Origin of the sequence: Candidatus Njordibacter sp. Uisw_002, from assembly GCF_047730155.1 — a bacterium.
Classification (GTDB): Bacteria; Pseudomonadota; Gammaproteobacteria; order Pseudomonadales; family Balneatricaceae; genus Njordibacter.
Window position 1 is genome coordinate 2,369,969 of the sequence record NZ_CP159832.1, and the last position, 25,878, is coordinate 2,395,846.

Genomic DNA, 25,878 nt, shown 5'->3' on the forward strand with positions numbered 1-25,878 from the left:
ATTATCCTGCATCAACTGCTTAATCTTCGCAGTCGATATATTCTTCAATTTCTAAATCAAAGCCAGAAATGGCATTGAATTTCATTTCTTGACTCAATAGACGCATTTTACCCACGCCTAAGTCACGTAAAATTTGTGAGCCAGTACCTACATTTAAGTAAGCTCCAGAGCCATCTGTATTAAATTGGCGAGGTACCGCCGTGTCAAAAAAGGCATCTATGCTGCCTTGTAAGTTGCGATCTTCCGTTTGCCCCAGTAACACCAATACTCCTTGGCCTTCTTTAGCAATACGCTCAAGACAAGAGTCGATAGTCCACTTAGGTGCAGAAGGTACTGCCCCCACTAGGTCGCGTAATACGTCAGCTTGGTGCACACGCACAATGGTGGAGTCTTGTGGCTTAATGTCGCCCATCGTGAGTGCTAGGTGCGTGCCCCCGTAAATATTGTCTTCGTAGGTATGTAGACTGAAATCTCCGTGCCGTGTGGGCAGCAAGTGATGACTCACTTTATTAACAGTCTTTTCGTTGAGATTACGAAAGTGAATCAAATCTGCAATGGTGCCAATTTTGAGATCATGTTCAGCAGCAAACTTCATCAAGTCATCACGACGAGCCATAGTGCCATCATCATTCATAATTTCAACAATGGCGGCGGCTGGCGAGTAGCCTGCAAGCCGAGCCAAATCACATCCTGCTTCTGTATGGCCTGCGCGTGTTAGCACACCACCTTCTTTTGCCATCAATGGAAATATGTGGCCTGGCTGCACAATGTCATCTGGCTTCACATCTGCTGCCACCGCTGTACGAATAGTGTAAGCCCGATCTGCTGCAGAAATACCGGTAGTGACTCCTTCGGCAGCTTCAATGGACACTGTAAAATTGGTTTCGTAGGCTGTGCCATTACTTTTTACCATAAGCGGCAAATCTAGCTTAGCGCAATGTTCGCGAGATAGCGTAAGACAGATAAGGCCACGTGCATGCTTGGCCATAAAGTTAATATCTTCTGGCCGCACTTGCTCGGCCACCATTACAAGATCACCTTCGTTTTCACGATCTTCATCATCCATAAGAATGATCATTTTGCCTTGTCGCAGGTCTTCGATCAGCTCTACTGAGGTGTTCATGTGCATGTGATAACCTATACTTAAATTCAAGGCCTACACAACGAAGTGGTGGGTAGGTAATTTAGCCGGCTATTGTGCCAGATTTCGTTGGCAGTGGCTAGCTATCAGCGCTTTTTGGGGTGGCATCAATGCGCCAATCATGGCCTACTTGTGAGATGTGTTTAATATCTAGGCCATAGGCTTGTGACATTTTATCTAATGGCAGGTTAAATAAAGCTTTGGCTTTGCTGCCTAACAGCTTAGGCGCCATATACACGACTAGGTGATCTGTTAGACCTTCCGTTAAAAAAGCACCACTTAACCCAGCTCCAGCTTCTACTAAAACTTGATTACACTGCCTTTGGCTGAGCACTTTTAGCACGGCGGCTAAATCCACTTTTTCATCATCGTTTAGAGCACACACCACAAGCTCTGCCCCTGCATCAACCAAAGGCTTATGCAATTTAAGATCTGTCACACAGGTGACCACTAGCACTGGCCCTGACTGTTGCAATAGCTTGGCAGTAACAGGCATCCGTAACTGGCTATCTAATATCACCCGCAAAGGCTGTTTCATACGTTTGACCGTGGTATCAGGCACACCTGATATCTTCAGCTCTTGTGCCCGTGCGTTCATGCTAGGATCATCTCTTAACACCGAACCAATACCAGTAATTATTGCACAGCTTTGAGCCCTTAAAAGGTGAACTTGGGCGCGTGCTTTTGGGCCAGTAATCCATTGGCTTTCGCCAGACGCCATTGCCGTGCGCCCGTCTAAACTCATAGCCATCTTATTAATAACATAAGGTTTGTTAGTGGTAATGCGCTGAAAAAACGCCTTATTAGATTCCTCGCACTGCGCTTGCATTACTGGCCCAATCACCTCTACACCTGCAGCGCGCAAGTGGGCTAAACCATGTCCAGCAACTTTGGGATTAGGGTCTTGGCAACCATATACAACGCAAGCTACACCCGCTTTGATTAGCGCCAGACTGCATGGCGGCGTACGACCTTGATGACTGCAAGGCTCTAAGGTGACATAGGCTGTGGCGCCTGCAGCATTGCCAGCAGCGGCTTTTATCGCCATCACTTCAGCATGGGGGCCACCTGCTTCTTGCGTGAAACCCGTACCAATGACTTGGTTTTGCTTCACTAATACGCATCCAACCGCTGGATTAGGCCTAGCAATAAGCTGTGCGTTACTTGCTTGCTCTAAGGCTAGTTCCATAAAGTGTTCGTGGTTAAATTGATGCGCCATTAGCTTAGCTACCTTGATGCTCTTGTTCTAAACGTTCGATCTCGGCCCTAAATTCATTAAGGTCTTTAAAGCTACGATACACAGAGGCAAAGCGCACATAAGCCACTTCGTCTAATTTACGCAACTGCGCCATTACAGCTTCACCTACTAACTGAGTGCCTACTTCTCGCTCGCCGCCTGCTCTAAGTGCTTGTTTAATACGGTTAATGCTGGCTTCTATCGCTTCTATACTCACTGGACGCTTTTCTAAAGATCTTAAAATACCTGCGCGTAGTTTTTCTTCATCAAAGGGCTGACGTGTGCCATCTTGTTTTACTATTCTTGGCATTAATAATTCTGCCACTTCAAACGTAGTGACACGCTCATTGCACGTTAAGCATTCTCGCCTACGGCGAATTTGTGTCCCTTCACCCACTAAGCGAGAGTCGATTACTTTGGTTTCTGGGTTGCTGCAAAAGGGGCAATGCATAGGTGTTATGCCTGTAGTTTGAAGGAGTAATCCATAGGGCATTATAGCCTTAATATTTGGCTCTGGGCTAATAAGCTTGCAGTGGCCTAGGCACGAAGGCCTTAGTATTAGAATGTATTATACTAATGAGTGGATTTAGAACCAATAACTGCTATTCTTGCGCACGTCTTCATTTTAACGGAATAACATGAGCAACTTACCTTTGGCTGAATTAGCCGCGTTAGGCGCGGCAATATGCTGGACTTTCACTGCTATTCTAGCCGCCCCAGGCGTTCACCACTTTGGCGCTGTGGCGTTTAATCGCTATAGAGTTGTGTTTGCTGCTACTGTGCTTATTGTTATCACCAGTGTTATGGGTTTGTGGTCTAGCATGACAGACAACGCCGTAATCGCTCTTATCGGCTCTAGCTTAGTGGGTATTGTGGTAGGAGACACCGCGTTAATGCAAGCTTTGAAGCGCATTGGCCCAAGACGCAATTCAGTATTGTTTGCCACCAGCGCGCCTATGGCTGCTGGTATGGGTTTTCTTTGGTTGGGTGAAACCCTAAGTACCAACTTACTCATTGGTTGTGGGTTAATTTTGGCAGGCGTGGTAAATGCAGTCTGGTGGGGACGCAAAGCTTCGGGTGAACACCGCCTAGAAAAAATTAGCGGCCATTTAGGTTTAGGCATTTTGCTAGGGCTTACTGCTGCATTTGGCCAAGCTGCAGGAGCGGTTATGGCTAAGCCTGTATTATTAGCTGGAGCAGATCCCATTGCAGCTTCAGCAATTAGAGTAGGCTTTGCTGCTGTGGTGCTGTTACTTGTGCGCTTGCTACCATTTGCATGGGCTAAAGCTAATGCCAAGCCAACTGTTACCTTTGTTTTGCGCACTATGTCCAGTGCAACCTTAGGCTTAGTGTTAGGCATGACGCTAGTCGTTTATGCCTTGGGCGCAGGAGAAGTGGGCATTGTAATGACCTTATCAGCCATCACCCCAGTACTCATATTACCCGTGGTTTGGTTTATTACTGGGCAGCGCCCTAGCCTTGGTTCGTGGCTAGGTGCTGGGCTCGTGGTAATAGGTAGTAGCGTGCTATTTTTGAGCCACTAAGGCCCATTTACTGGGCCAGATAAGCCGCCAAAAAGTCATCGAAAGATTCAGTTTGCTCAGCTTCAATTTGCTCTTGCTTAGCAATAGATTCATGCACTTGATCACTTAGCTCTTGCCTGCGCTGTAAAGATATAGTTTGCTTCAAGTGATACTCTTGGTGCTGCTTAGCTAATTTAAAACATAACTCTTGATGCGACAAACCACCTTGCTCCATAGCCGCTAGCACTTGGGCTGAAGGTGTCAGCGTGGAGTCATTTATACGCGCTGTCATAGCCTCTATGGCTGCCAAAACCTGTTGTTTTTGCGGCATGATATCTGCCACTAAACGCAGGCTTTCCATCATTTCAAGGCCTAAGCTGTGTAAGCTTTTTGGGCCTGCACAGGTTTCAAGCATCAGTCCAGGCTTGCGGCCTTGGTGCACCACAACCGTTTGGTTTACACCAATAACGCTGCACTCTTGGTCACTAATTACTGGACTTTCAGAAAATAAACACCAACTAAGAAAGGCGTTTATAAAATGACTTTGTTGTGCATCTATACCTAAAGGCAAGAACGGGTTTAGGTCGATGTTGCGTACTTCGACATACTCCACACCTGCTTCTTTGAGAGCATGTACCGGCTTTTGGCCGGCACGAGTCACCCGCTTTGGCCTTATGTCACTGTAGTACTCGTTTTCAATTTGTAATAGGTTAGCGTTGAGTTGGCGATATTCTCCATCCACCTTTACACCTATTTTTTCATACATAGACAAAGGGGTAGAGATCGCATGCTCTAAGGATTTTGCATATTTTTCTAAGTCGTTAAAACACAAACTCAAAACCGACTGCACTTTATTGTTATATCCCACATCACTCATACGCAAAGAGGTGGCATAAGGCCCTACTAAAGAGTCGCCTGGGCCTTTAAGCAAAGGCACATCACGCCCTTTTACGAAGCTTGTATCAATAGCGGGGGACGCTCCAAATAGGTATAGCAATACCCATGAATGGCGTCTAAAGTTTCGAATCAAACCAAAGTATTGGCTGGACTGAAAATCACATAAAGGCTGCTCATCACCTAACAGTTTTTGATACTCTGGCCAAAAGTTGTCTTTGGGTGAGAAATTAAAATGCAAACCAGCAATAGATTGCATAATCTTGCCGTATCGATAGGCCAAACCCACTCTATATGTGTGCTTAAGCTTGCCTGTGTTTGAGGAGCCAAAATCCGCAATGCGAATATCATCTTCTCCATCCAAGAAACAAGGCATACTAGCAGGCCATAAATACTCTCCACTATGTTGTAACTGGCTGGCGCTAAAACTATGCAGCTCTTGCATGAATTCTAAGGCCGCAACAGGGCTTTGGAAGACAGGTGTGATGTATTCCAACAAAGCTTCTGAGTAATCCGTAGTAATACTGCTGTGGGTTAGGCTTGATCCTAACGTTTTGGGATGACCAGCATGGCTGACTCGGCCATTTAAAGACACGCGCAAGCCTTCTTTTTCAATACCGCACTGCAGGCTCAGCAAAGTGCTAGCCACGGGAGAGTTTTTCACCTTTTTTAGGCGTTGTGATAAATATGTTGGCATTTATAGTTCCAAATTGTCTTAAATAGCGAAGACTAGACGAGCGGAGTTTAGCCTAGTTTGCGTTCAATTTCTGTGTAGGTGTTACTTTTTTAATTGCGCATGAGCATCTTTTAGTTTTTGCGCCATACTGCCAAGTGCTTGTTGAGGCTTAACATTGGTTTTAGCCTTTTGAGAAGGCTTGTGGTGGGCTTGAATAGGCGCAGCTTTATCAGAAGTTGATGGATCATCTTGTATGGGTAATTCATCACTTAAACGCATAGTTAAACCTATACGTTTGCGAGCCACATCTATATTCATCACTTTCACTTTTACAATATCTCCAGCTTTAACAATATCGTGGGGGTCCTTTACGTATTGTTCACAAAGTGCAGAAATATGTACTAATCCATCTTGATGCACACCAATATCAACAAAAGCGCCAAAGTTTGTGACATTGCTAATCGTTCCTTCCATGATGGCGCCTAAAGAGAGTTGTTTAATGCTCTCTACGCCATCAGTGAGTTTGGCCATTTTAAATTCTGGCCTTGGATCACGCCCAGGCTTTTGTAACTCACCCAATAAGTCTTGTAAGGTGTGTTCTCCAACGCCTTGCTCATGTAGCTTTGCAACCTGAATGTTTTTGAGCTGATCACTACCCAACAACCCAGCAACGCTCAAGTTCAATTGTTGAGCTAACTTACCCACTAAAGCGTAAGCTTCTGGGTGTACGCAGGTGCTATCTAGTGGGTTATCACCTCCACGTATGCGCAAAAATCCAGCTGATTGCTCAAATGCTTTATCACCTAAGCGTGCCACTTTAAGTAGTTGTTTACGATTCTTAAAGGCACCATTTAGGTCTCGATACAACACTATATTGTCTGCCATAGTTTTATTTAAACCTGCCACCTGCAGCAATAAGGGCGCTGAAGCCGTATTTAAATCTACGCCCACATTATTCACACAATCTTCTACTACGTTATCTAGCTTTCGAATCAATTGCACTTGGCTTACATCATGCTGGTATTGGCCTACACCAATGGCTTTGGGGTCTATTTTTACTAGCTCTGCCAATGGATCTTGCAGGCGTCTGGCAATGGAGACCGCCCCTCGATAGCTTACATCTAGCTCTGGAAACTCTGCTGCAGCTAAAGCTGATGCCGAATATACAGATGCCCCTGCTTCACTGACAATAATACGCTGTGGCGCATCAACACCTAGTCGAGCTTGAACTTCTTTAACTAGCTTATCCGTCTCCCTGGAACCTGTGCCATTGCCTATGGCAACCAATTGAATTGAGTAGGTTTTACAACAGTGTACCAAGAGCTCTATAGCAGCCTGCCATTTGTTATGGGGCACATGAGGGAAAATAGTTTGTGTACTTAATAGCTTGCCTGTTGAATCTACAACTACAGCTTTCACCCCTGTACGTAAGCCAGGATCTAGCCCTAGGGTCACTTTTTCACCTGCTGGAGCCGCTAATAATAGATCTTTTAGGTTGTTAGCAAACACATCTATGGCACTGTACTCTGAGGCTTCTCTAACTCGATTAATAAGGGCTGTTTCTAATTGGCTAGACAGCTTGACTCGCCATGTCCAACGCACCACTTCATTAAGCCATTTATCCGCGGCACGACCCTGATCTTTGATGTTCCAATAGTTAGCTACTTTAGACTCAAAGGGCAGGTGTTCATTGGCAGACCATAAAATGGTAGCCTGCAAAAATCCTTCATTACGACCTCTTAAAATGGCTAATGCACGGTGGGATGGAATAGTTTTTAAAGCTTCTTGAAAGTCAAAATAGTCTTGAAACTTTGACCCCTGTTGCTGCTTGCCATCAACCACCTGCGTTTGCCACTTGGCGTTTTGCCAGCCCAAGATACGCAGATCAGCCAGTAAATCAGCCGCTATACTAAAACGCTCCATCAATATTTGTTTGGCGCCATCTAGGGCGTCTTTGGCACTATTGATGAGTAACTCTTCATTAATATAATGCTGGGCCGCCTGCTCTGGGTTAAGGGCAGGGTCTTTCAGTAAAGCATCAGCCAATGGCTGCAAGCCAGCTTCTATGGCAATTTGAGCTTTGGTTCGGCGCTTTATTTTATAAGGTAGGTATAAATCTTCTAGGCGGGTTTTACTATCTGCCGCATTAATGAGGCTAGCAAGCTTGGGCGTGAGCTTATCTTGTTTTTCAATGCTTTCTAAAATGCTTTGACGTCTGGCATTTAGCTCACGCAAATACCCTAGCCGTTCCTCTAATGTACGCAGTTGAGTGTCATCCAATACTCCGGTGACTTCTTTACGATAACGCGCGATAAAAGGCACCGTAGAGCCTTCATCTAATAATTTGATAGCGGCATCTACCTGCCAAGTTTGTACCGCAAGTTCGGTGGCAATTTGCTGATGTATCACAAACATAGCATCCTTCTCAATTTTAAAGCATAGGCCTATTAATAGGGTCGCTAGGTGGTGTTTTAAAGAGGTTGATTTAAAAGCATGCGTAAAGACGTATATTAAAGCAAAAAAAGGCCCCAAAAAGGAGCCTTTTATAATCAAACATAACCAGTGTGGGGTTTAGCTTTGCTGAGGGCCTGCGTCAACAATCTCTTGTGAAACGCTAAAACGTTTGAAGTTTTCGTTAAACTTGGCAATTAAAGCAGCTGCTTCGGCATCGTATACAGCTGGGTCTTGCCACGTGTCACGTGGATTGAGTAAATGACTATCTACGCCATCTAGGGTAGTAGGTACATCTACGTTTAGCCCGCTTAGGTGCTGGGTTTGTGCTTGGGAAATATTCCCACTTTGAATGGCTGCAATAATAGCGCGAGTGGTAGGGATGCTAAAGCGCTTACCCGTGCCGTATGAACCACCTGTCCAGCCGGTATTAACAAGGTACACTTTGCTACCAAAAGCTTCAATACGCTTCATCAATAACTGCGCGTACACTCCTGCTGGGCGAGGGAAAAAAGGCGCGCCAAAACAGGTAGAAAATGTAGAGCGAATCGCTGCACTTGAGCCCATTTCAGTAGACCCTACCAGTGCGGTATAGCCACTTAAAAAGTGATAGGCTGCCGCTTCTTTAGATAGGATAGACACAGGAGGCAACACACCTGTTAAATCACAGGTTAGGAAAATAATGGCTTCAGGCTCGCCTGCCAAGTTTTCTTGTGTACGTTTTTCAATGTGCTCTAAAGGATATGCACACCGCCCATTTTCTGAAATATCAGTGTTGTCGTAGTCCGCTTCTTTACTGTCTTCGTCCAAACACACGTTTTCAATAATAGCGCCAAAACGAATGGCATCCCAAATAAGAGGCTCATTCTTTTTACTAAGGTTAATGGTCTTAGCATAACAACCCCCTTCAATGTTAAACACTACGCCTTCACCCCAGCCGTGCTCATCATCACCGATTAAGTAACGTGTTGGATCTGCAGAAAGTGTGGTTTTACCTGTGCCAGACAAACCAAAAAACAAAGTTGTTTTGCCGTCATCGCCCACGTTGGCAGAGCAGTGCATTGGTAATACGTCATTTGCTGGTAATAGGAAGTTTTGTACAGAAAACATGGCCTTTTTCATTTCGCCAGCGTAACGCATGCCTGCAAGCAGCACCTTGCGATCGGCAAAGTTAATCATCACACAGCCATCGCTGTTAGTGCCATCGCGCTGCGGGTCACATTCAAAGTTGGCTACGTTAAGAATTTGCCACTCATCTTTGCCGGCAGTGTTGTATTGCTTAGGCACGATAAAGAGATTTTGTCCAAACAAGTTTTGCCATGCCGTTTGAGTGGTCATTTTAATAGGGATGTAATGATTTTGATCTGAGCCTACGTGCACGTTAGCCACATATTGATCTTGACCAACTAATGAGGCCTCCACACGATCCCAAAGGGCGTCAAAAACTTCTGGCGTTACCGGACGGTTTATAGCACCCCATTCAATATCATCTGACGTAGTTGGTTCTTGCACAACAAAGCGATCTAAGGGTGAACGACCTGTGCGGTGACCGGTAATCACGTTAAGTGCCCCAGTGTTAGCCAAAGTACCTTCACCGTTAGCAATCGCTTTTTGGATCAGACTTGCAGGGGAAAGTTGCGTGTAGGTGGTGCCAGTATTTGTAGCTACAGTTACAGTCATGTATCAATACCTTTGAATTACTTAGGTTTTTAAACAAGGTCTAAAAACCTAAACGGGAGTACGCCATTTGGGCGATGAAAATTTGGCTGTATTATGGCAGAAAAGTATTATAAAAAGTTGAAAAAGTATGGCTATAATGAAATATGGGCCATTAGTGTTAATTATAATGGTTGCTATATTAATTAAAAATCTACAAAACACCTTTATAATTTTAATGCACTGCTTGGGGTTCTTTTTCAGCAATCACGCCTTGCTCAAACAAAACATGGCAATCTACTTTATCAAAAGAGTAATGGGCGTTACAGAATTGGCAATCAATCACGATGGCTTCTTGCTCTTGCAATATTTCATCCGCCGCAGTTTTTCCTAAGCTTGTGATGGCACCGCCACAACGCTGCCGACTGCAGTCACACTCTTGCAAAACAGCCCGAGGAGCAAACACTTTTACTTGCTGCTCATGAAACAATCTATGTAATACTTGATCTGCTGGTAACTGTGCAAGTTCATGCTCTGTCAGAGTGGCAGACAAAGCATGCACTAGCTCCCAATCTAAGTCAGCTTGGTGTTCTTCAGTCTCAGTTTGAGGTAATCGTTGTAACATAAAGCCAGCAGCACCTTGGTCTGTGCTCACCAGTTGGATATGAGTAGGCAGCTGTTCTGATTGGTAAAAATAACTTTCAATACATTGAGCCAAGGTAGGCTGATCCACCATCACTACACCCTGGTAGCGCTGCCCTTGGTCTGGCTCGATAGTGATAATTAAACGGCCATCTGCCACCATTTCACTAAGGGTTGCATTAGCAGCGATAGGTTCATTGACCTGCGCCATGCCTTTTACTCTAAATGGTTGCTCTGGGTCATCGCTTAGCTGTCGGCATTCGGCCATGACCCACTTAAGTGGGCCATCACCACGAATTTGCACGCTCAAGCGACCCCGTAATTTAAGCTTTGCACTGAGCAAGCACGCCACAATCAGCATCTGCGCTAACAAACTAGCCACAGGAGCAGGGTAATCTTGTTGATCTAATAAGGTTTTTACACCCTGATCTAGCCGCAAGTGAACGCCACGGATGTCCATATCGTCGAACATGAAGCCTTGCATTTTGTCATTGGTCATTTGATTAAGAAGTCTTAAAGGTGGATACATGTTAATTGTAAACTACAACTGCTGTTGTTCAAAACGCTGCTGGTCTCGGCGCTGCTTTTTTGTAGGCTTACCTTGTGAAATAGTGGTTTGACCCATGGCTTTTTTACCGGCAGCTAAGTCTGTTCGCGCTTTTTCGCTCTGTGCTGTTTCGTGATACAAAAGTGCCGCTTCAGGTGCACCTCTTCGAGAGCCAGAAAGAGCCTGCACTAAAACAGTTTTTTCATCAGTGCCTTGGCGTATGGTTATTTTTGCGTGCAGCTCCACCACACGACTGCACTTAGTTTTAGTGCCTTGATAATGCACCTTACCGCTTTCAACGGCTTGTTTTGCAAGGGCACGGGTGCGATAAAACCTTGCCGCCCATAGCCACTTATCTAAACGGATTTTATCATCAGTATTGTTGTCGACTTTGTTGCCCATGTGCATTCTCGTTTGTTTACAAAAGCATGACATAAAGTGCCTGAAGTATGGGTTGAATTATGCTAAAGTCAGGCGCATATTTTTTGTTGTACCATATCATTATATAGGACTCCCCATGAGCGAAGTAAAGCACTGTAAGTTACTAATTTTAGGTTCTGGACCTGCAGGCTACACTGCTGCAGTATATGCAGCACGCGCTAACCTTAATCCAGTGTTAATTACAGGTATGCAAATGGGTGGTCAGCTAACCACAACTACAGAAGTGGATAACTGGCCTGGCGACGTGGAGGGCTTACAAGGCCCTGCCTTAATGGAGCGTATGAAAGCTCATGCTGAGCGTTTTGAAACTGAAATTATTTTTGACCAAATAGATGCTGTAGACCTAAATCAGCGACCTTTTCAACTCACAGGTCAAGGCACTCACTATACTTGTGACGCTTTGATTATATGCACAGGGGCAAGTGCTCGCTACCTAGGCCTTGACAGCGAAACTGCATTCCAAGGCCGTGGCGTATCTGCCTGCGCCACATGTGACGGCTTCTTTTATCGTAACAAAAAAGTAGCTGTAATCGGCGGTGGCAATACTGCTGTTGAAGAAGCGCTTTATCTAAGTAATATTGCTAGTGAAGTGACGGTAGTTCATCGTCGTGACAAATTTCGTAGCGAAAAAATTCTCGCTGATCGCTTGATGGATAAAGTGGAAAATGGCAATGTTAAAGTAGAGTGGCATCACAACCTTGATGAAGTATTAGGTGACGATATGGGCGTAACCGGCATGCGAGTTAAGAGTAGCAAAGATGGTAGCACCAAAGATTTAGACGTTGATGGTGTATTTATTGCTATCGGCCACACACCAAACACAGGGCTATTTGAAGGCCAATTAGACATGGAAGGTGGCTATATTAAAGTACAAAGCGGTAGCCACGGTAATGCTACCCAGACCAGTATTGAAGGCGTATTTGCTGCGGGTGATGTAATGGATCATATTTACCGTCAAGCAATTACTTCTGCAGGCACAGGCTGTATGGCAGCCCTAGATGCAGAGCGTTACTTAGACGATCAATAGTTTTTGTTGCAAAAAACTAGAACAGGCCGTTACATTAATTGTACAATGGCGGCCATCACCCTTGGATCTAGAGACTTCTAGGACCATTATCTTAAATTAAATTACATGAGAGGCGTACTATGGACTTATTAGGATTTTTATTCCGATGGTCACACGTTTTATTCGGCATTACTTGGATTGGTATGCTGTACTACTTTAACTTCATTCAAGGTGGCTACTTTAAGCAAGCTAGCCCTGAAGGCCTAGCAGATGCTAAAGCTAAGCTAGCTCCAAGTGCTTTGTGGTGGTTCCGTTGGGGTGCTATGGGCACTTTCATAACTGGCCTTATCCTTATAGGCGCCCTTGGTGCAGCACTAAATAACTACATTGTTATCGGTGCTATCTTTGGCACACTAATGTTTTTAAACGTTTGGATCATCATTTGGCCAAACCAGAAAATTGCTCTAGGCATGGTTGAGGGCGACGCTCCAGCTGCCGGTGCTAAAGCATTGTTGGCTTCACGTCACAACGTTTTATATTCTGCGCCAATGGCGTTTTGTATGCTTGCTTCTGGCCATCCTACTGGCGGAATGGGCTACAGTGCATTTACTATGAGCAATTCTATGATTGCTATGTTGGTAATCATTGCTGCTCTGCAGGCCAACGCTATGTTTGGTAAGCAGGGTCCTTTGGCTACAGTGAAGGGCGTAATTCATGGCTCTTTAGGCCTAACTGCTGTGATGGTATTGGTATTGAACTACCTATAAACCGTAAGGTTTTATAGCAGACATAAAAAACCCCAGCTTGCTGGGGTTTTTAGTAATTAAGCTATGTTGAATAGCTTGTAAACAAAAGGTTTGGCCTTATTGGCCTATCTTGATCAATTCAACTTCAAAGATTAGCGCATCGTTGGGCCCAATCATCTGGCCAGCACCTTGAGTGCCGTAAGCCAAATCTGGATGGATAAAGAACTTATACTTAGCGCCAACACTCATTAACTGAACACCTTCAGTCCAGCCCGCTATAACCCCGTTTAGTGGGAACTGTGTAGGCTCACCGCGATCTACAGAGCTATCAAAAACCTGTCCGTCCAAAGTAGTGCCATGATAATGCACTGTCACAGTATCAGTTGCTGCAGGCTTTGCGCCCTCACCTTCAGCCAACACTTCATACTGTAAGCCACTTTTAGTGACTTGAACGCCTTCTTTTTGCGCATTTTGTGCTAAATAATCTTCACTATTGACTAAAGCGCTATCAAACTTTGAAGCAGCCACTTGGCGTTGGTAATTTTGCACAGCAGCCACTGCTTGCTCAGGGCTTACTAGCATTTTTTGGCCAAGGTAAGCCGCATTAAACCCTTCTACAAAAGCTTCTAAATTAAGGTTGTCAAAATCGCTCGCAAGCTGACCAGCAACCAAAGTGCCTAAGCTATAGCTTACATTTTGCTCCACGTTATTTAGGTCGATCTCTGCAGCAGCCGGTGTTGCTGCAAGGCCAATAGCGCTGGTAACGGCCAAGCGACTCATTAAAGTTTTCATAGTATTCCTCTGTCATAGTGCTAAACGTTATTATTCAGCGTGCTGCATAGGATATATAAGGTTCAAACACGAAGCAAAAGTATTTCCAATTGTTTACATTTGATTGCATTTTGTTGGCTATATTTATGAGTGTTTAGGCTTATGGCTAGCTAAGCATGTGGTATCATCCGCGTCCATGATTAAATTTGACGATATCACTCTACAACGCGGTGGCCAACCTCTTATTGAGGGGGCTCACTTGACCCTAAATTCAGGCCAAAGGTATGGCTTAATTGGACGCAATGGCGCCGGTAAAACGACTTTATTTAAGCTGTTGCTTGGGCAATTACAGCTTGATGCTGGACACCTCACCTGGCCACCTGCTATGCGTATGGCACACATGGCCCAGGAGATAGGCGACGTAAATCGCTCTACCTTAGATCATGTGTTAGACGGCGACGTAGCTTTAAGGGCAGCACAAGAGGCCATTACGGCAGCCGAAGCCACTCATGATGAAGCCGCTTTAAGTCACGTTTATGCAGATTATGACCACGTGGGTGGTTACAGTGCGGTAAACCGTGCGCAGCAACTACTACAAGGCTTAGGTTTTCCAGAACAAGATTGGAGCCAACCTGTGGGTAGTTTTTCTGGGGGCTGGCGTGTGCGTTTAAACTTAGCTCAAGCGCTCATGTGTCCATCAGATTTGTTGCTTTTAGATGAGCCGACTAACCACTTAGACCTTGATGCCACCATGTGGCTTGAGTCATGGTTACAAAAATATCCTGGCACCTTATTTTTAGTATCTCATGACCGTGACTTTTTAGATCAGGTAGTGCAAGTGGTTGTGCATTTGGATCGCAAAAAACTCACCTCTTATCGTGGTAACTATGCGGCTTTTGAGCGTCAAAAAGCTGAGCGCATGGCTCAACAACAAGTAATGTATGCCAAGCAGCAAACCGAAATAGCCCACATCGAAAGCTTTATTCAGCGCTTTAAAGCAAAGGCCAGTAAGGCCAAGCAAGCCCAAGGTCGTATGAAGGCACTAGAGCGCATGGAAAAAATTGCACCCGCCTATGCCGACTCTCCTTTTACCTTTCGATTCCCAGAGTTTGAAAAAACCAGCTCTACGTTAATCGATCTAGATCAAGTGAGTATTGGTTATGACAAGCCTATTGTAAGCGCCAACATCACCTTATTACATGATTCACGTTATGCTTTACTAGGCCCCAATGGCGCTGGCAAATCAAGCTTGATCAAAACATTAGTAGGTGACCTTGCTCCTTTATCTGGCCAAGTAGTTCCTGGCGAACACCTAAAAATTGGTTACTTTGCTCAGCACCAGCTAGAAGCTCTGGACATGGAAGCCAACGGGCTGCTGCATCTGCAAAGGCTTAAGCCCGGCGCCAGTGAGCAAGAATTACGTAACTTTTTAGGTGGCTTTGGCTGGCAAGGCGAGCGCATTTTTGAGCCTGTAAAGCACTTTTCAGGTGGTGAAAAAGTACGCTTGGCCTTAGCTATGATCGCTATTCAAAAACCTAACCTACTATTGTTAGACGAGCCTACTAACCACTTAGACTTAGAAGCTCGCCATGCCCTCACCATGGCCCTACAAGCCTATCAAGGTGCTATCGTAGTCATCTCTCACGATCGTCATCTGTTACGTCAAGTGGTGGACAACTATTGGTTAGTAGCTGATGGTAAAGTGAAAGAATTTGAAGGTGACTTGCAAGACTACCAAGTGCAAGTGCAAGCGCTAGCCCAAGCCCAAGCACAAGCAAAGATGAAAGACAGACAAGAAGCTCTGCGTTTGGATCCAAGCATTGCCAAAGGTGCTGAGTCTGAATCCTTAACGCCTGCAGAGCGTAAGGAACAAAAGCGCCTGCAAGCAGAAAATCGTAAACTACTTAGTCCTTTAAAAAAGGCCATCGCCAAACATGAAAAAGACATTGATATATGGCAAGCTAAGCTAGACGAACTAGAAGCTCAACTGGCACAACCTAGCTTGTATGAAGCGGTAAATAAAGCGAAACTAAAAGACTTATTGGCTCAACAAAGCCATGCCAGTGAGCAACATGAACACAATGAAGAGCTTTGGCTTGAAAAGAACGACGAGCTTGAGTCTATGTTATTGCAGCAATAGCACTAAAAATTAACACTAAGGGCCCATTATGAGCTTTCAACCCAGCCAACGACAGTTTCCTAATAGCCGTATGCGACGCATGCGATATAACGAGTTTTCTCGACGTTTAATGCGTGAAAACAGACTCACTACAGATGATTTAATTTATCCAATGTTTGTGATTGAAGGCCAAAATCAACGCCAAACAATCCCCTCCATGCCTGGTGTAGAGCGTTTGAGTATAGATTTGTTAGTAAAAGAAGCAAAACAGCTTTTAGCGCTTGGCATCCCTGCTATTGCATTGTTTCCAGTGACGCCTTTATCGGCAAAATCTTTGATGGCAGAAGAAGCCTATAACCCTGATGGGTTAGCCCAGCGTGCGGTCAAAGCAGTCAAAGACGCTTGTCCTGAGCTTGGCGTTATTACTGATGTAGCCCTAGACCCATTTACCACCCACGGCCAAGACGGCATTATTAATGAAGACGGCTATGTGCTTAACGACATTACTGTAGATATTCTCATTAAGCAGGCTTTATCTCATGCTCAAGCCGGTGCAGACGTGGTGGCGCCATCTGATATGATGGATGGCCGCATAGGCTCTATACGCGATGCTTTAGAAGCAGATAATCACCAAACCACGCGTATCATGGCGTATGCCGCAAAGTATGCTTCAGCTTATTATGGCCCGTTTCGTGATGCCGTGGGTTCTGCAGGTAATTTAGGCAAGGGCAACAAATTTGGTTATCAAATGGACCCTGCCAATAGCGATGAAGCCTTACACGAAGTTGCTATGGACATTGCTGAAGGCGCTGATATGGTCATGGTAAAACCTGGCATGCCATACTTAGATATAGTGTCTCGCGTGAAAAGAGAGCTACAGGTGCCTACATTTGCCTATCAAGTCAGTGGCGAATATGCCATGCACATGGCTGCCTTCCAAAATGGCTGGCTAGATAAAGACAGCGTAATGATGGAGTCTTTGTTAGGTATAAAACGTGCTGGGGCAGATGGTATTCTCACCTACTTTGCTAAAGATGCCGCTATACTTTTACAATCCGATTAATAACGATTAATTCGAGACAAAAACATGGCCAAAGCCAAAACAGCCTATGTATGTAATGAGTGCGGCTCTGACTACAGTAAATGGCAGGGCCAGTGCACAGATTGTGGGGCGTGGAACAGCCTTTCAGAATTTCGTATAGCTCCAGCTGGTGGCCATGTTAGTGCAAGTACTCGGGTCAATGCAGCTAATGCCACTAACGCGGCAAAGGGCTACGCAGGGGTTACGTCCCAACTACAAGATTTAAGCGATGTGGATGTTGCTAGCATGCCTCGTTTGACAACTGGTATCGGCGAGCTAGACCGTGTGCTTGGTGGTGGCTTAGTACCTGGATCAGCCATTCTTATAGGCGGGCATCCTGGCGCTGGCAAAAGCACTTTGTTATTGCAACTCATGTGCAGCTTGGCTCAGCAAATGCCTGCGTTATACATCACTGGCGAAGAGTCATTACAGCAAGTGGCCTTGAGGGCAAAGCGCCTAGAATTACCTACTAACAATTTAAAAATGCTCACTGAGACAGACGTGGAATCCATTTTGGCCACCTGTGCTGCGCTACAACCTAAGCTGATTGTGGTGGATTCAATACAAGTGATGCAATTAGCCGACATTACCTCAGCACCTGGCAGCGTGTCTCAGGTAAGAGAGTGCGCAGCAGCGCTCACACGCTACGCAAAACAATCTGATGCCATTCTATTATTGGTCGGCCATGTCACCAAAGATGGCAGCTTAGCGGGGCCTAAGGTGTTAGAGCACATGATAGATTGCTCCTTACAGCTAGAAGGCGACAACGACAGCCGTTATCGCACCCTTCGTAGCCATAAAAACCGTTTTGGCGCCGTAAATGAGCTAGGTGTTTTTGCCATGATGGAAAACGGCCTCAAAGAAGTTAAAAACCCCAGCTCTATCTTTCTTTCTCGCAATGATACCAGTGCTGCAGGCAGCTTAGTCATGGTGATATGGGAAGGTACCCGTCCACTATTAGTAGAGTTACAAGCTTTAGTGGATGACAGCAGCATGAACAACCCTCGCAGAGTGGCTATAGGTTTAGATCAAAATCGACTTACTATGTTGCTTGCTGTGTTACACCGACATGGTGGCCTACATACCGGTGATCAAGATGTATTTGTTAACGTGGTTGGTGGCGTAAGAGTGTCTGAAACGGGTGCTGATTTAGCGATGTTATTAGCCATTGTTTCTAGCTTAAGAGATAGGGCGCTGGATCAAAATTTAGTGGTATTTGGTGAAGTGGGACTGTCTGGTGAAATACGTCCAGTGCCCAGTGGCCAAGAGCGTATACGTGAAGCTGCAAAACATGGCTTTAAGCGCGCTATAGTGCCTATTGCCAACGTGCCTAAGTCCTCTGGGGCTAACTCAAAAAATGACCTAGGCGGCATGGAAATTATTGGTGTTAAAACACTGCAGGAGGCTCTAGCTGCCTTATAATCCCCCCAAACCCAACATCATCACAAAAAATGGGCATATCCGCCTTATTAATACAGCTGATAGTGCTGAGTTGGCGGATTATTACTGGCGTAATCGCTCTCACCTTAGCCTATGGGAGCCTATGCGTAATGAAGATTTTTATGAGCAAGAAGCCACTTTTAACCGTATTTTAGTGGCCGAGGGCGATTTTTATGCCGACAAACACGTAAAATTAGGTGTTTTTTGCCCTCACAGCCAACGCATGCTGGCTAGCATCGATTTCTCAGATATTATGCGTGGCCCACTCCAAGCCTGTTTTGCCGGCTACTCCATTGATGCCCAACGCCAAGGCCAAGGCTTAATGCAAGAATTTATGCCACCTTGTATTGCCTATATGTTTAGCCAATTTAACATCCACCGCATTATGGCCACCTATACCAATGAAAACCAACGCAGTGCAGCTCTGCTAGATCGCTTGGGATTTGAGAAAGAGGGTTATGCCAAGTCGTATCTAAATATTGCAGGCGTATGGGAAGGCCATGTACTTAGCGCTATGGTCAACCCACACCACTAGTGCTGGGCTGCAAATGTAACAGACATAAAAAAGCCGGCGTCTATTACTAGAGGCCGGCTTTTTACACCAAAATCAATTACTTGATCTTAGCTTCTTTATACATAACATGCTTACGGACTCGTGGATCGTACTTCATCATTTCCATTTTGTCAGGCATGGTACGCTTGTTCTTAGTAGTGGTGTAGAAGTGACCAGTACCGGCGCTGGAAACCAGCTTAATCTTATCGCGCATTAGTCTTCTCCTTAAACCTTGGTGCCGTTGGCACGAACATCAACTAGAACGGAATCAATACCTTTCTTGTCAACAATACGCATACCTTTAGAAGATACACGAAGGCGAACGAATTTGTTTTCGCTTTCTACCCAAAAACGATGCCAATGCAGGTTTGGTAAAAAACGACGACGTGTTTTGTTTTTAGCGTGAGACACATTGTTACCAGCGACAGGGCGCTTTCCGGTAATCATACATACTCTGGACATTTTAACTTCCTCAAATTTAATTATTGAACCAAGCCTCATGCTTAGCTCTCAGGCGGAGCAGCCCTCCAGCGGGCCAATATCCGTACCAGCCACATAACCACCAAAACTCTGGGGGTGGAAATATGGAGGCGGGACTTTAGCAGATTTTTGCAACAATGACAAGGAAACAAGGCCTTACATCAGTCCTCTGTCCGCAAAAGACACCCATTCACTTTTGCCAACAACAAAATGATCCAAAGTACGAATGTCTACCAGATTAAGAGCTTTTACCAAAGCCTGGGTAATGAGCTTATCACTGGGGCTTGGCTCAGCTACGCCTGAGGGGTGGTTGTGCGCCAGGATCACCGCTGCAGCATTTTTGGTTAATGCTAGCTTAACCACTTCACGAGGATAAACATTAGCGCTGTCTATTGTGCCTTGAAACAGCTCAACACATTCTAGCAGCCTGTGCTGAGTGTCTAGCAGCAAAACACAAAACACTTCACGCTCATAGTGACCTATCTCACACTGCAGATAGTTACCCACTTTTGAACTACTATCTAGCTGCATAGGCTGCTTGAACTGGGCTTTTTGCAGCCTCACCCCAAGCTCTCTAACTGCTTGTAATTGAACGTATTTAGTGGGGCCTGCACCTTGTTGCAAACAAAACTCTTCTACGCTTGCAGCTAGTAGCTCGTGTAGGCCACCAAAGCGAGACAGCATTTGGCGTGCCATATCCACAGCCGACAAGCCCACACAACCAGTGCGTAAAAAAATAGCCACTAATTCTGCGTCTGTTAATTGTTTGGCACCCAACTTAAGTAGCCGCTCCCTTGGCTGTTCTGTAGCGGGCCATTGTGAAATCGCCATTGCATCCATGCTCCTAATCCATTAGGTTGTTACTAAAGCATAGCAGCCTATAATAAATTCGCCATAATGACTCAACTGACCGACACCCACGACAACGCTGATGATGGCTTGCAAACCTTATTTAAGAATTTGCCAGGCATGGCCTACCGCTGCCTTAATCTGCCCCATTGGCCCATGAGCTTTGTGAGCGAAGGCTGTGAAGCCTTGTGTGGATATAGTAGCCAAGAGCTGGAAACACAATCTATTTTGTGGGGGGATTTTACTCATCGACATGATGTTGCAGAAGTGGATAGGCAGGTGCGTGAAGCTGCTACTTGTGATCAGCCATTTGAAGTGGAGTATCGTATTGTGCCTCGCCTGGGGCCCAATAAATGGGTATGGGAAAGAGGCCGAGTGGTGGGAAGAAGTGCAGATGGCACGGCAATCATTGAAGGCTTTATCACCGATATCACAAGCCTACGCAACGCAGAGCTTATGGTGAATGAGCAACGGGCGCAGCTTGCACATGTAGAGCGCTTAAATACGCTTGGGGAAATGACGGCAGCGATTGCACATGAGCTCAACCAACCTCTCACAGCTATTGCCATGTACAGTAAGTCTGCAAATTTGTTAGCGCAACAAGGCCAATACAACAAGCTGCTAGAAGTGATGGAAAAAGTAACGCAACAATCACACCGTGCGGGTGCTGTTATTGAGCGCATGCAGGCCATGAGCTACCAAACTAGCCACCAGAAAGATCAGGTTAATCCAACACAATTATTGCGCGAAATTAAAGATTTGGCGCAGATTGAAGCCCAAGTGCGCCACTTCACCATAGACTTAAAATTGCCTGCACATTTACCTCTTATTTCTTGTGACCCTATTCAAATTCAGCAAGTTATTCTCAATTTATTACGCAATGGCATGCAAGCCATGCAAACCAACCAGTGCGTACCTGGCAGCGCTATAGAGCTCAGCGCTATTGTTGAGCAGCAACAACTTTGGATTACAGTGGCAGATCAGGGTACTGGCATTGAAGACAGCATGAAAGAGACGTTATTTTTAGCTTTTTCTTCCAACAAACACACAGGAAAAGCTGCAGGTATGGGCTTAGGCCTCACTATAGGTAAAGCCATTATTGAGGCCCATGGGGGAAGGCTAAACTATCGCAACTTAGCATCTGTGGGCACAAGTGGCGCTGAATTTTTCTTTAACTTATCCCTAGATGCACAGGAGACAATATGAGCCAAACTGTCTTCATAGTGGATGATGACCCATCCGTGCGAGATGCAATAAGCTTATGGTTGGAATGCAATGGTTATAACACTGTATGTTTTGAAGACGCTGTACATTTTATACAACAGGTAAGTCATACATTACATGGCTGTATTATTGCTGACATCCGTATGCCTAGCATGGACGGACTAGAGCTGCAGGCTCAGCTTAACCAGATGGGCTGCAAACTCCCACTCATTTTTATTACTGGCCATGGCACCGTGCCTATGGCGGTAGAAGCCATGCGTAATGGGGCACTGGATTATTTTCGTAAACCTGTACATGAACAACAGCTATTACTTAAAGTAAAAGAAGCCTTCGCCATAGACCAAGCTAATACTCAAAAATATTTGCTCAAGCTTAAGCTCCAAGCCCAGCTTAATAGCCTCACAAACAGAGAGCTCCAAGTTTGCGCTTTGGTAGTAGACGGCCTTGCCAACAAAGTCATTGCCTGCCAACTTGGCATTAGCCAAAGGACTGTTGAGGTACATCGTGCTAGCTTAATGCGTAAACTTGAAGTGGACTCTCTACCACAGCTTGTTAAACGCTATATAAGGCTCAGTAATAGCTAGTCTGCCTTGGCGATTGCCTATTATCTACGGGTTTTCCACAGTGTTAATAATGGTTTTTTTAGTCTAGGCTATTTTTATTGAATAGAATAAAAATAATGAGGTATGTCATGAGTAAAAAACGTGTTGCTATTATTGGTGCTGGACCAAGCGGCCTAGCCCAATTACGAGCTTTTCAATCAGCCCAAGAAAAGGGGGCAGATATTCCAGAAATAGTGTGCTTTGAAAAGCAAGACAACTGGGGTGGTTTGTGGAATTACACTTGGCGAACAGGGGTAGATCAATATGGTGAACCTGTTCACGGCAGCATGTACCGCTACCTTTGGTCGAACGGCCCCAAAGAAGGCTTGGAGTTTGCAGACTACTCTTTTGATGAGCACTTTGGGCGTGAAATAGCCTCATTTCCTCCACGCGCTGTTTTGTTTGATTATATTGAAGGTAGAGTTAAAAAAGCTGATGTGCGCAAATACATTCGATTTTCTAACGTCATTCGTAATGTGTCTTTCAATGATGCTAGCGACACCTTCACAGTCACAGCGCAAGACTTACCCAACAACAAAGAGTATCAAGAAGAGTTTGATTATGTGATTGTGTCTAGTGGGCATTTTTCCACCCCTAACGTGCCTGAATACCCAGGTTTCAATCATTTTGGTGGCCGCATTATGCATGCCCATGACTTTCGTGATGCGCTAGAATTTAAAGACAAAGATGTGCTCATTTTAGGCACCTCTTACTCAGCTGAAGACATTGGGTCTCAGTGTTGGAAATATGGCGCAAAGACTATTACTGTTGCGCATCGCACGGCTCCTATGGGCTACGACTGGCCAGACAATTGGCAGGAAGTCCCAGCATTGGAGCGTGTGGATGAAAACACAGCCTATTTTATTGACGGTACACACAAGCAAATCGATGCCATTATTTTATGCACGGGCTATATTCATCATTTTCCATTTATGGAAGAATCACTCAAGCTCAAAACCAACAACCGTCTTTACCCGGTAGACCTCTACAACGGTGTTGTATGGCAGCATAACCCCAAGCTGCTTTACCTTGGCATGCAGGATCAGTGGTACACCTTTAACATGTTTGATGCCCAAGCTTGGTATGCAAGAGATGTGATTATGGGGCGTGTGGCATTGCCCACACAGCCAGAAATGCAAATAGACATTGATAATTGGCGAGCACAAGAGGACGCTATTGCTGATGACTACGAAGCCATTGCTTACCAAGGGCGCTATACCATGGAGCTAATGGCAAAAACTGACTACCCTGCTATCGATTTAGAAGACTGTAACCAAGCCTTTTATCAATGGAAAAAGCATAAAAAGCTTGGCATTATGACCTTTCGTAATCACGGCTATAAGTCTGCACTTACAGGCAAGATCGCCCCTGCACACCACACCCCTTGGCATGAAGCGCTGGATGATTCATTAGAATGTTACCTAAATGAAAGCAAGGGTAAAGGCGAAGGTAAATAATAGTTTTATCCTATGCTAAAGCCATCTGATTGATAAGAGGGAGTGTGCCATCAATGGCCACTTCTATCTTGTCACCAGGTGCTAATAAACGCATGGGATCAAAGCCCATGCCTACCCCTGCAGGGGTGCCTGTGGCAATCACGTCACCCACCTGTAAGGTAATGCCCTTTGATAGTGTTTCAATGATAGTGGGGATATCAAATATCATCTGAGCTAATGCCGCATCTTGCCTTGGCTGGCCATTCACATGGCAAGTCACACGTGTATTGCCACTTATAGGCTTACCATAGGTGGGCGTAATCGCAGGCCCCATGGGTCCAAAACCATCTAAAGACTTACCAAGATGCCATTGACTATGGCGCTTTTGCAAATCTCTAGCTGACACATCGTTATAACAACTAAAGCCAAATATGTGACTCCACGCATCTGCCTTGGTAATGTTTACCCCCGCTTTACCTACCACCAAGGCCAGCTCTGCCTCATAGTCTATTTTTCGGGTGATTCCAGCGTGCAAAGGGATGGTGTCTAGTGGGCCAATAAGCGTGTTGGTGGCTTTAGTAAAAACGATGGGGTATTTTGGCAGGTCTGCACTAATGCCCATTTTGCCTGCAATTTCTGCTGCATGGTCGGCGTAATTTTTACCAATGCAAAATACATTTCGGCGCAAGTACGGCAGAGGCGAACCTACAAGCTGTGAGGCATAGTTAACACAGGCAATGTGTTGCTCATACGCCTGCATGGCTATGGCTTCAATATCGCTGCGCAGTTGAGGCGAGCCGTCTAGCAACCCCCACATATTTGCACATGGGAGTCTTATGTCTAGAGCGATACTTGCAGCTTCAAGCTCTACTAATTGATTCTCAACAACCGCACCTAAACTACCGTTTTTAAGTGTAACAAAATGCATTTAAATATCCCCTGAATAATCTGTATAAGCTAAATAGGCCTTTGTCGCATACATAAGTGGTGCAATGTTAGGTATAATATCGCTTCATTTATGGCCTAAGGCGCAGCAATGCGACATGTGGGTCTATATTAATACCTTTTGCCTGTAACTACACAGTCTATCAAAAGGTCCATGCTTTGGAGTATTTAATGAAGAGCCCAGTTAACGTTGTTATCACCGGTGCCGCCGGCCAGATTTCTTATTCCCTTATCTTTCGTATCGCTAAAGGCGAAATGCTAGGTAGCGATCAGCCAATCAACCTAAAGTTATTGGAAATCACCCCAGCTCTTGGCGCTTTAAACGGCGTAGTGATGGAAATTGAAGATTGTGCATTCCCGCTAGTTAACTCTATCACTCCTACAGACGATGCTGCAGTGGCCTTTGATGATGCTCACTATTGCTTACTTGTTGGAGCTCGTCCACGTGGACCAGGCATGGAGCGTAAAGATTTGCTAGAAGCCAATGCCAATATCTTCACTGCCCAAGGTAAGGCGATCAATGACAACGCTAATCGTGACGTTAAAGTACTTGTGGTAGGCAACCCTGCCAACACCAATGCTTATATCGCTATGAAAAGTGCTCCAGATCTAAACCCATTGCAGTTTACAGCCATGACTCGTTTAGACCATAACCGTGCATTGACGCAACTTGCCAACCAAACTGATGCTGGCGTAAGTGACGTGAAAAACCTATGTATTTGGGGCAACCACTCAGCGACTATGTATGCCGATGTAACCAATGCTACAGTGAAGGGCCAAGCAGCAACGGACCTAGTAGACCAAAATTGGATCGACACAGCCTTTATCCCTGTGATCGCACAACGTGGCGCATCTATCATTAAAGCCCGTGGCGCCTCTTCTGCGGCCTCTGCGGCCAACGCTGCCATTGATCACATGCGTATATGGGCTGCTGGCACACCAGACGGCGACTGGACTAGCATGGGCATTCCAAGTGATGGGAGCTATGGCATCCCTAAGGATTTGATGTTCTCTTTTCCTGTGACTTGTCAAAATGGTCAGTACAGCATTGTTCAAGGCCTATCTATTGATGCAGCTAGCCAAGCTTACATTGATAAGACACGCCAAGAGCTAGAAGAAGAACGCGATGCTATTGCGCATTTAGTTTAGCCTTTAGCTAAAACAAAAAAACCGCCCAAGGGCGGTTTTTTAGGTCTAAATTTCAAACCTATATGATGAGCATTACTTACTGATGATCAATTTCAGCTTTTTCTTCTGCCTTGTAAGACACTGCTAGTGGCACGATAAGCATCGCTGTCATGATCCAAAAGCACACTGCCATACCTAAAGGGCTGTCAGCATAAGTGAAGATGGCTTCTGCGCCTTCCCAACTAGTGATTGGTGATGAATTAAACATATATAAATCCTCTTATTCTTAA

General features: G+C 45.3%; 25 protein-coding genes. 11 read left to right on the forward strand and 14 right to left on the reverse strand.

Features of this window, described 5'->3' with window-relative positions; all coding sequences use genetic code 11:
- Positions 1-19: 19 nt before the first annotated feature.
- From ribBA to nrdR, 3 genes are all read right to left on the reverse strand, one after another.
- Positions 20-1,129: a bifunctional 3,4-dihydroxy-2-butanone-4-phosphate synthase/GTP cyclohydrolase II gene (gene ribBA / locus ABXT42_RS11400; protein WP_443628265.1), complete on the reverse strand. Its 1,110-nt coding sequence runs from the start codon at positions 1,127-1,129 to the stop codon at positions 20-22.
- 91 nt (positions 1,130-1,220) lie between these two features.
- Positions 1,221-2,360 (reverse strand): bifunctional diaminohydroxyphosphoribosylaminopyrimidine deaminase/5-amino-6-(5-phosphoribosylamino)uracil reductase RibD, encoded by a 1,140-nt coding sequence (gene ribD, locus ABXT42_RS11405; protein WP_443628266.1) that lies wholly within the window; start codon positions 2,358-2,360, stop codon positions 1,221-1,223.
- A gap of 4 nt (positions 2,361-2,364) precedes the next feature.
- Complete coding sequence (gene nrdR / locus ABXT42_RS11410) at positions 2,365-2,829, reverse strand: transcriptional regulator NrdR (RefSeq protein WP_443628267.1); 465 nt, start codon at positions 2,827-2,829, stop codon at positions 2,365-2,367.
- A gap of 187 nt (positions 2,830-3,016) precedes the next feature.
- Between nrdR and ABXT42_RS11415 the strand changes: the two genes are divergently transcribed.
- Positions 3,017-3,922 (forward strand): DMT family transporter, encoded by a 906-nt coding sequence (locus ABXT42_RS11415; RefSeq protein ID WP_443628268.1) that lies wholly within the window; start codon positions 3,017-3,019, stop codon positions 3,920-3,922.
- 7 nt (positions 3,923-3,929) lie between these two features.
- Here ABXT42_RS11415 and gshA read toward each other — a convergent pair whose 3' ends face one another.
- The 5 genes from gshA to ABXT42_RS11440 form a co-directional block, all read right to left on the reverse strand.
- Positions 3,930-5,492 (reverse strand): glutamate--cysteine ligase, encoded by a 1,563-nt coding sequence (gene gshA, locus ABXT42_RS11420; RefSeq protein ID WP_443628269.1) that lies wholly within the window; start codon positions 5,490-5,492, stop codon positions 3,930-3,932.
- 81 nt (positions 5,493-5,573) lie between these two features.
- Positions 5,574-7,886 carry a Tex family protein gene (locus ABXT42_RS11425; protein ID WP_443628270.1) on the reverse strand — a complete coding sequence of 771 codons (2,313 nt, stop codon included), beginning with the start codon at positions 7,884-7,886 and terminating at the stop codon, positions 5,574-5,576.
- Between the two features lie 156 nt (positions 7,887-8,042).
- Positions 8,043-9,602 (reverse strand): phosphoenolpyruvate carboxykinase, encoded by a 1,560-nt coding sequence (locus ABXT42_RS11430; RefSeq protein ID WP_443628271.1) that lies wholly within the window; start codon positions 9,600-9,602, stop codon positions 8,043-8,045.
- 211 nt (positions 9,603-9,813) lie between these two features.
- A complete protein-coding gene (gene hslO / locus ABXT42_RS11435; RefSeq protein WP_443628272.1) occupies positions 9,814-10,719 on the reverse strand; it encodes an Hsp33 family molecular chaperone HslO in 906 nt (301 codons plus the stop codon).
- A gap of 42 nt (positions 10,720-10,761) precedes the next feature.
- On the reverse strand, positions 10,762-11,169 hold the full coding sequence (locus ABXT42_RS11440) for an RNA-binding S4 domain-containing protein (protein WP_443628273.1): 408 nt from the start codon (positions 11,167-11,169) through the stop codon (positions 10,762-10,764).
- Between the two features lie 115 nt (positions 11,170-11,284).
- Here ABXT42_RS11440 and trxB point away from each other — a divergent pair, with 115 nt between their 5' ends.
- Both trxB and ABXT42_RS11450 read left to right on the forward strand, forming a co-directional pair.
- The gene (gene trxB / locus ABXT42_RS11445; protein ID WP_443628274.1) at positions 11,285-12,235 is read left to right on the forward strand and encodes a thioredoxin-disulfide reductase; all 951 of its coding nucleotides are present in this window, start codon (positions 11,285-11,287) and stop codon (positions 12,233-12,235) included.
- A 119-nt stretch (positions 12,236-12,354) separates the two neighbouring features.
- Positions 12,355-12,981: a urate hydroxylase PuuD gene (locus ABXT42_RS11450; RefSeq protein WP_443628275.1), complete on the forward strand. Its 627-nt coding sequence runs from the start codon at positions 12,355-12,357 to the stop codon at positions 12,979-12,981.
- 96 nt (positions 12,982-13,077) lie between these two features.
- Here ABXT42_RS11450 and ABXT42_RS11455 read toward each other — a convergent pair whose 3' ends face one another.
- The gene (locus tag ABXT42_RS11455; protein WP_443628276.1) at positions 13,078-13,752 is read right to left on the reverse strand and encodes an FKBP-type peptidyl-prolyl cis-trans isomerase; all 675 of its coding nucleotides are present in this window, start codon (positions 13,750-13,752) and stop codon (positions 13,078-13,080) included.
- A gap of 175 nt (positions 13,753-13,927) precedes the next feature.
- Here ABXT42_RS11455 and ABXT42_RS11460 point away from each other — a divergent pair, with 175 nt between their 5' ends.
- From ABXT42_RS11460 to ABXT42_RS11475, 4 genes are all read left to right on the forward strand, one after another.
- Entirely contained in the window at positions 13,928-15,871 is a 1,944-nt protein-coding gene (locus ABXT42_RS11460; RefSeq protein ID WP_443628277.1) for an ABC-F family ATP-binding cassette domain-containing protein, read from the forward strand.
- Between the two features lie 28 nt (positions 15,872-15,899).
- On the forward strand, positions 15,900-16,913 hold the full coding sequence (gene hemB, locus ABXT42_RS11465; RefSeq protein ID WP_443628278.1) for a porphobilinogen synthase: 1,014 nt from the start codon (positions 15,900-15,902) through the stop codon (positions 16,911-16,913).
- A 24-nt stretch (positions 16,914-16,937) separates the two neighbouring features.
- Positions 16,938-18,353, forward strand: coding sequence for a DNA repair protein RadA (gene radA, locus ABXT42_RS11470; protein WP_443628279.1), 1,416 nt, complete (start codon positions 16,938-16,940; stop codon positions 18,351-18,353).
- A gap of 70 nt (positions 18,354-18,423) precedes the next feature.
- On the forward strand, positions 18,424-18,906 hold the full coding sequence (locus tag ABXT42_RS11475; RefSeq protein ID WP_443628280.1) for a GNAT family N-acetyltransferase: 483 nt from the start codon (positions 18,424-18,426) through the stop codon (positions 18,904-18,906).
- A gap of 76 nt (positions 18,907-18,982) precedes the next feature.
- On the opposite strand, the gene rpmG is transcribed toward ABXT42_RS11475, so the two are convergent.
- The 3 genes from rpmG to radC form a co-directional block, all read right to left on the reverse strand.
- Complete coding sequence (gene rpmG / locus ABXT42_RS11480) at positions 18,983-19,138, reverse strand: 50S ribosomal protein L33 (protein WP_046485738.1); 156 nt, start codon at positions 19,136-19,138, stop codon at positions 18,983-18,985.
- An 11-nt stretch (positions 19,139-19,149) separates the two neighbouring features.
- Entirely contained in the window at positions 19,150-19,386 is a 237-nt protein-coding gene (rpmB, locus tag ABXT42_RS11485) for a 50S ribosomal protein L28 (RefSeq protein WP_443628281.1), read from the reverse strand.
- A gap of 174 nt (positions 19,387-19,560) precedes the next feature.
- Positions 19,561-20,235: a RadC family protein gene (gene radC / locus ABXT42_RS11490; protein ID WP_443628282.1), complete on the reverse strand. Its 675-nt coding sequence runs from the start codon at positions 20,233-20,235 to the stop codon at positions 19,561-19,563.
- 66 nt (positions 20,236-20,301) lie between these two features.
- Between radC and ABXT42_RS11495 the strand changes: the two genes are divergently transcribed.
- From ABXT42_RS11495 to ABXT42_RS11505, 3 genes are all read left to right on the forward strand, one after another.
- A complete protein-coding gene (locus ABXT42_RS11495) occupies positions 20,302-21,459 on the forward strand; it encodes a sensor histidine kinase (protein ID WP_443628283.1) in 1,158 nt (385 codons plus the stop codon).
- Positions 21,456-22,061 carry a response regulator transcription factor gene (locus ABXT42_RS11500; protein WP_443628284.1) on the forward strand — a complete coding sequence of 202 codons (606 nt, stop codon included), beginning with the start codon at positions 21,456-21,458 and terminating at the stop codon, positions 22,059-22,061. Before ABXT42_RS11495 ends, ABXT42_RS11500 begins: the two co-directional genes overlap by 4 nt.
- A 107-nt stretch (positions 22,062-22,168) precedes the next feature.
- On the forward strand, positions 22,169-23,536 hold the full coding sequence (locus tag ABXT42_RS11505) for an NAD(P)-binding domain-containing protein (RefSeq protein WP_443628285.1): 1,368 nt from the start codon (positions 22,169-22,171) through the stop codon (positions 23,534-23,536).
- A 10-nt stretch (positions 23,537-23,546) separates the two neighbouring features.
- On the opposite strand, the gene ABXT42_RS11510 is transcribed toward ABXT42_RS11505, so the two are convergent.
- Positions 23,547-24,443 carry a fumarylacetoacetate hydrolase family protein gene (locus ABXT42_RS11510; RefSeq protein ID WP_443628286.1) on the reverse strand — a complete coding sequence of 299 codons (897 nt, stop codon included), beginning with the start codon at positions 24,441-24,443 and terminating at the stop codon, positions 23,547-23,549.
- Positions 24,444-24,631: 188 nt separating this feature from the next.
- Between ABXT42_RS11510 and ABXT42_RS11515 the strand changes: the two genes are divergently transcribed.
- Positions 24,632-25,609, forward strand: a complete 978-nt coding sequence (locus ABXT42_RS11515; protein ID WP_443628287.1) for a malate dehydrogenase — start codon at positions 24,632-24,634, stop codon at positions 25,607-25,609.
- Between the two features lie 76 nt (positions 25,610-25,685).
- On the opposite strand, the gene ABXT42_RS11520 is transcribed toward ABXT42_RS11515, so the two are convergent.
- Positions 25,686-25,856: a hypothetical protein gene (locus ABXT42_RS11520; RefSeq protein WP_443628288.1), complete on the reverse strand. Its 171-nt coding sequence runs from the start codon at positions 25,854-25,856 to the stop codon at positions 25,686-25,688.
- Positions 25,857-25,878: the final 22 nt, after the last annotated feature.

What these genes read in the sequence shown, in the direction of transcription:
- ribBA (WP_443628265.1), bottom strand. Translation starts at nt 1,129, where the DNA reads ATGCACATGAACACCTCAGTAGAGCTGATCGAAGACCTGCGACAAGGC.
- ribD (WP_443628266.1), bottom strand. Translation starts at nt 2,360, where the DNA reads ATGGCGCATCAATTTAACCACGAACACTTTATGGAACTAGCCTTAGAG.
- nrdR (WP_443628267.1), bottom strand. Translation starts at nt 2,829, where the DNA reads ATGCATTGCCCCTTTTGCAGCAACCCAGAAACCAAAGTAATCGACTCT.
- ABXT42_RS11415 (WP_443628268.1), top strand. Translation starts at nt 3,017, where the DNA reads ATGAGCAACTTACCTTTGGCTGAATTAGCCGCGTTAGGCGCGGCAATA.
- gshA (WP_443628269.1), bottom strand. Translation starts at nt 5,492, where the DNA reads ATGCCAACATATTTATCACAACGCCTAAAAAAGGTGAAAAACTCTCCC.
- ABXT42_RS11425 (WP_443628270.1), bottom strand. Translation starts at nt 7,886, where the DNA reads ATGTTTGTGATACATCAGCAAATTGCCACCGAACTTGCGGTACAAACT.
- ABXT42_RS11430 (WP_443628271.1), bottom strand. Translation starts at nt 9,602, where the DNA reads ATGACTGTAACTGTAGCTACAAATACTGGCACCACCTACACGCAACTT.
- hslO (WP_443628272.1), bottom strand. Translation starts at nt 10,719, where the DNA reads ATGACCAATGACAAAATGCAAGGCTTCATGTTCGACGATATGGACATC.
- ABXT42_RS11440 (WP_443628273.1), bottom strand. Translation starts at nt 11,169, where the DNA reads ATGGGCAACAAAGTCGACAACAATACTGATGATAAAATCCGTTTAGAT.
- trxB (WP_443628274.1), top strand. Translation starts at nt 11,285, where the DNA reads ATGAGCGAAGTAAAGCACTGTAAGTTACTAATTTTAGGTTCTGGACCT.
- ABXT42_RS11450 (WP_443628275.1), top strand. Translation starts at nt 12,355, where the DNA reads ATGGACTTATTAGGATTTTTATTCCGATGGTCACACGTTTTATTCGGC.
- ABXT42_RS11455 (WP_443628276.1), bottom strand. Translation starts at nt 13,752, where the DNA reads ATGAAAACTTTAATGAGTCGCTTGGCCGTTACCAGCGCTATTGGCCTT.
- ABXT42_RS11460 (WP_443628277.1), top strand. Translation starts at nt 13,928, where the DNA reads ATGATTAAATTTGACGATATCACTCTACAACGCGGTGGCCAACCTCTT.
- hemB (WP_443628278.1), top strand. Translation starts at nt 15,900, where the DNA reads ATGAGCTTTCAACCCAGCCAACGACAGTTTCCTAATAGCCGTATGCGA.
- radA (WP_443628279.1), top strand. Translation starts at nt 16,938, where the DNA reads ATGGCCAAAGCCAAAACAGCCTATGTATGTAATGAGTGCGGCTCTGAC.
- rpmG (WP_046485738.1), bottom strand. Translation starts at nt 19,138, where the DNA reads ATGCGCGATAAGATTAAGCTGGTTTCCAGCGCCGGTACTGGTCACTTC.
- rpmB (WP_443628281.1), bottom strand. Translation starts at nt 19,386, where the DNA reads ATGTCCAGAGTATGTATGATTACCGGAAAGCGCCCTGTCGCTGGTAAC.
- radC (WP_443628282.1), bottom strand. Translation starts at nt 20,235, where the DNA reads ATGGCGATTTCACAATGGCCCGCTACAGAACAGCCAAGGGAGCGGCTA.
- ABXT42_RS11495 (WP_443628283.1), top strand. Translation starts at nt 20,302, where the DNA reads ATGACTCAACTGACCGACACCCACGACAACGCTGATGATGGCTTGCAA.
- ABXT42_RS11500 (WP_443628284.1), top strand. Translation starts at nt 21,456, where the DNA reads ATGAGCCAAACTGTCTTCATAGTGGATGATGACCCATCCGTGCGAGAT.
- ABXT42_RS11505 (WP_443628285.1), top strand. Translation starts at nt 22,169, where the DNA reads ATGAGTAAAAAACGTGTTGCTATTATTGGTGCTGGACCAAGCGGCCTA.
- ABXT42_RS11510 (WP_443628286.1), bottom strand. Translation starts at nt 24,443, where the DNA reads ATGCATTTTGTTACACTTAAAAACGGTAGTTTAGGTGCGGTTGTTGAG.
- ABXT42_RS11515 (WP_443628287.1), top strand. Translation starts at nt 24,632, where the DNA reads ATGAAGAGCCCAGTTAACGTTGTTATCACCGGTGCCGCCGGCCAGATT.
- ABXT42_RS11520 (WP_443628288.1), bottom strand. Translation starts at nt 25,856, where the DNA reads ATGTTTAATTCATCACCAATCACTAGTTGGGAAGGCGCAGAAGCCATC.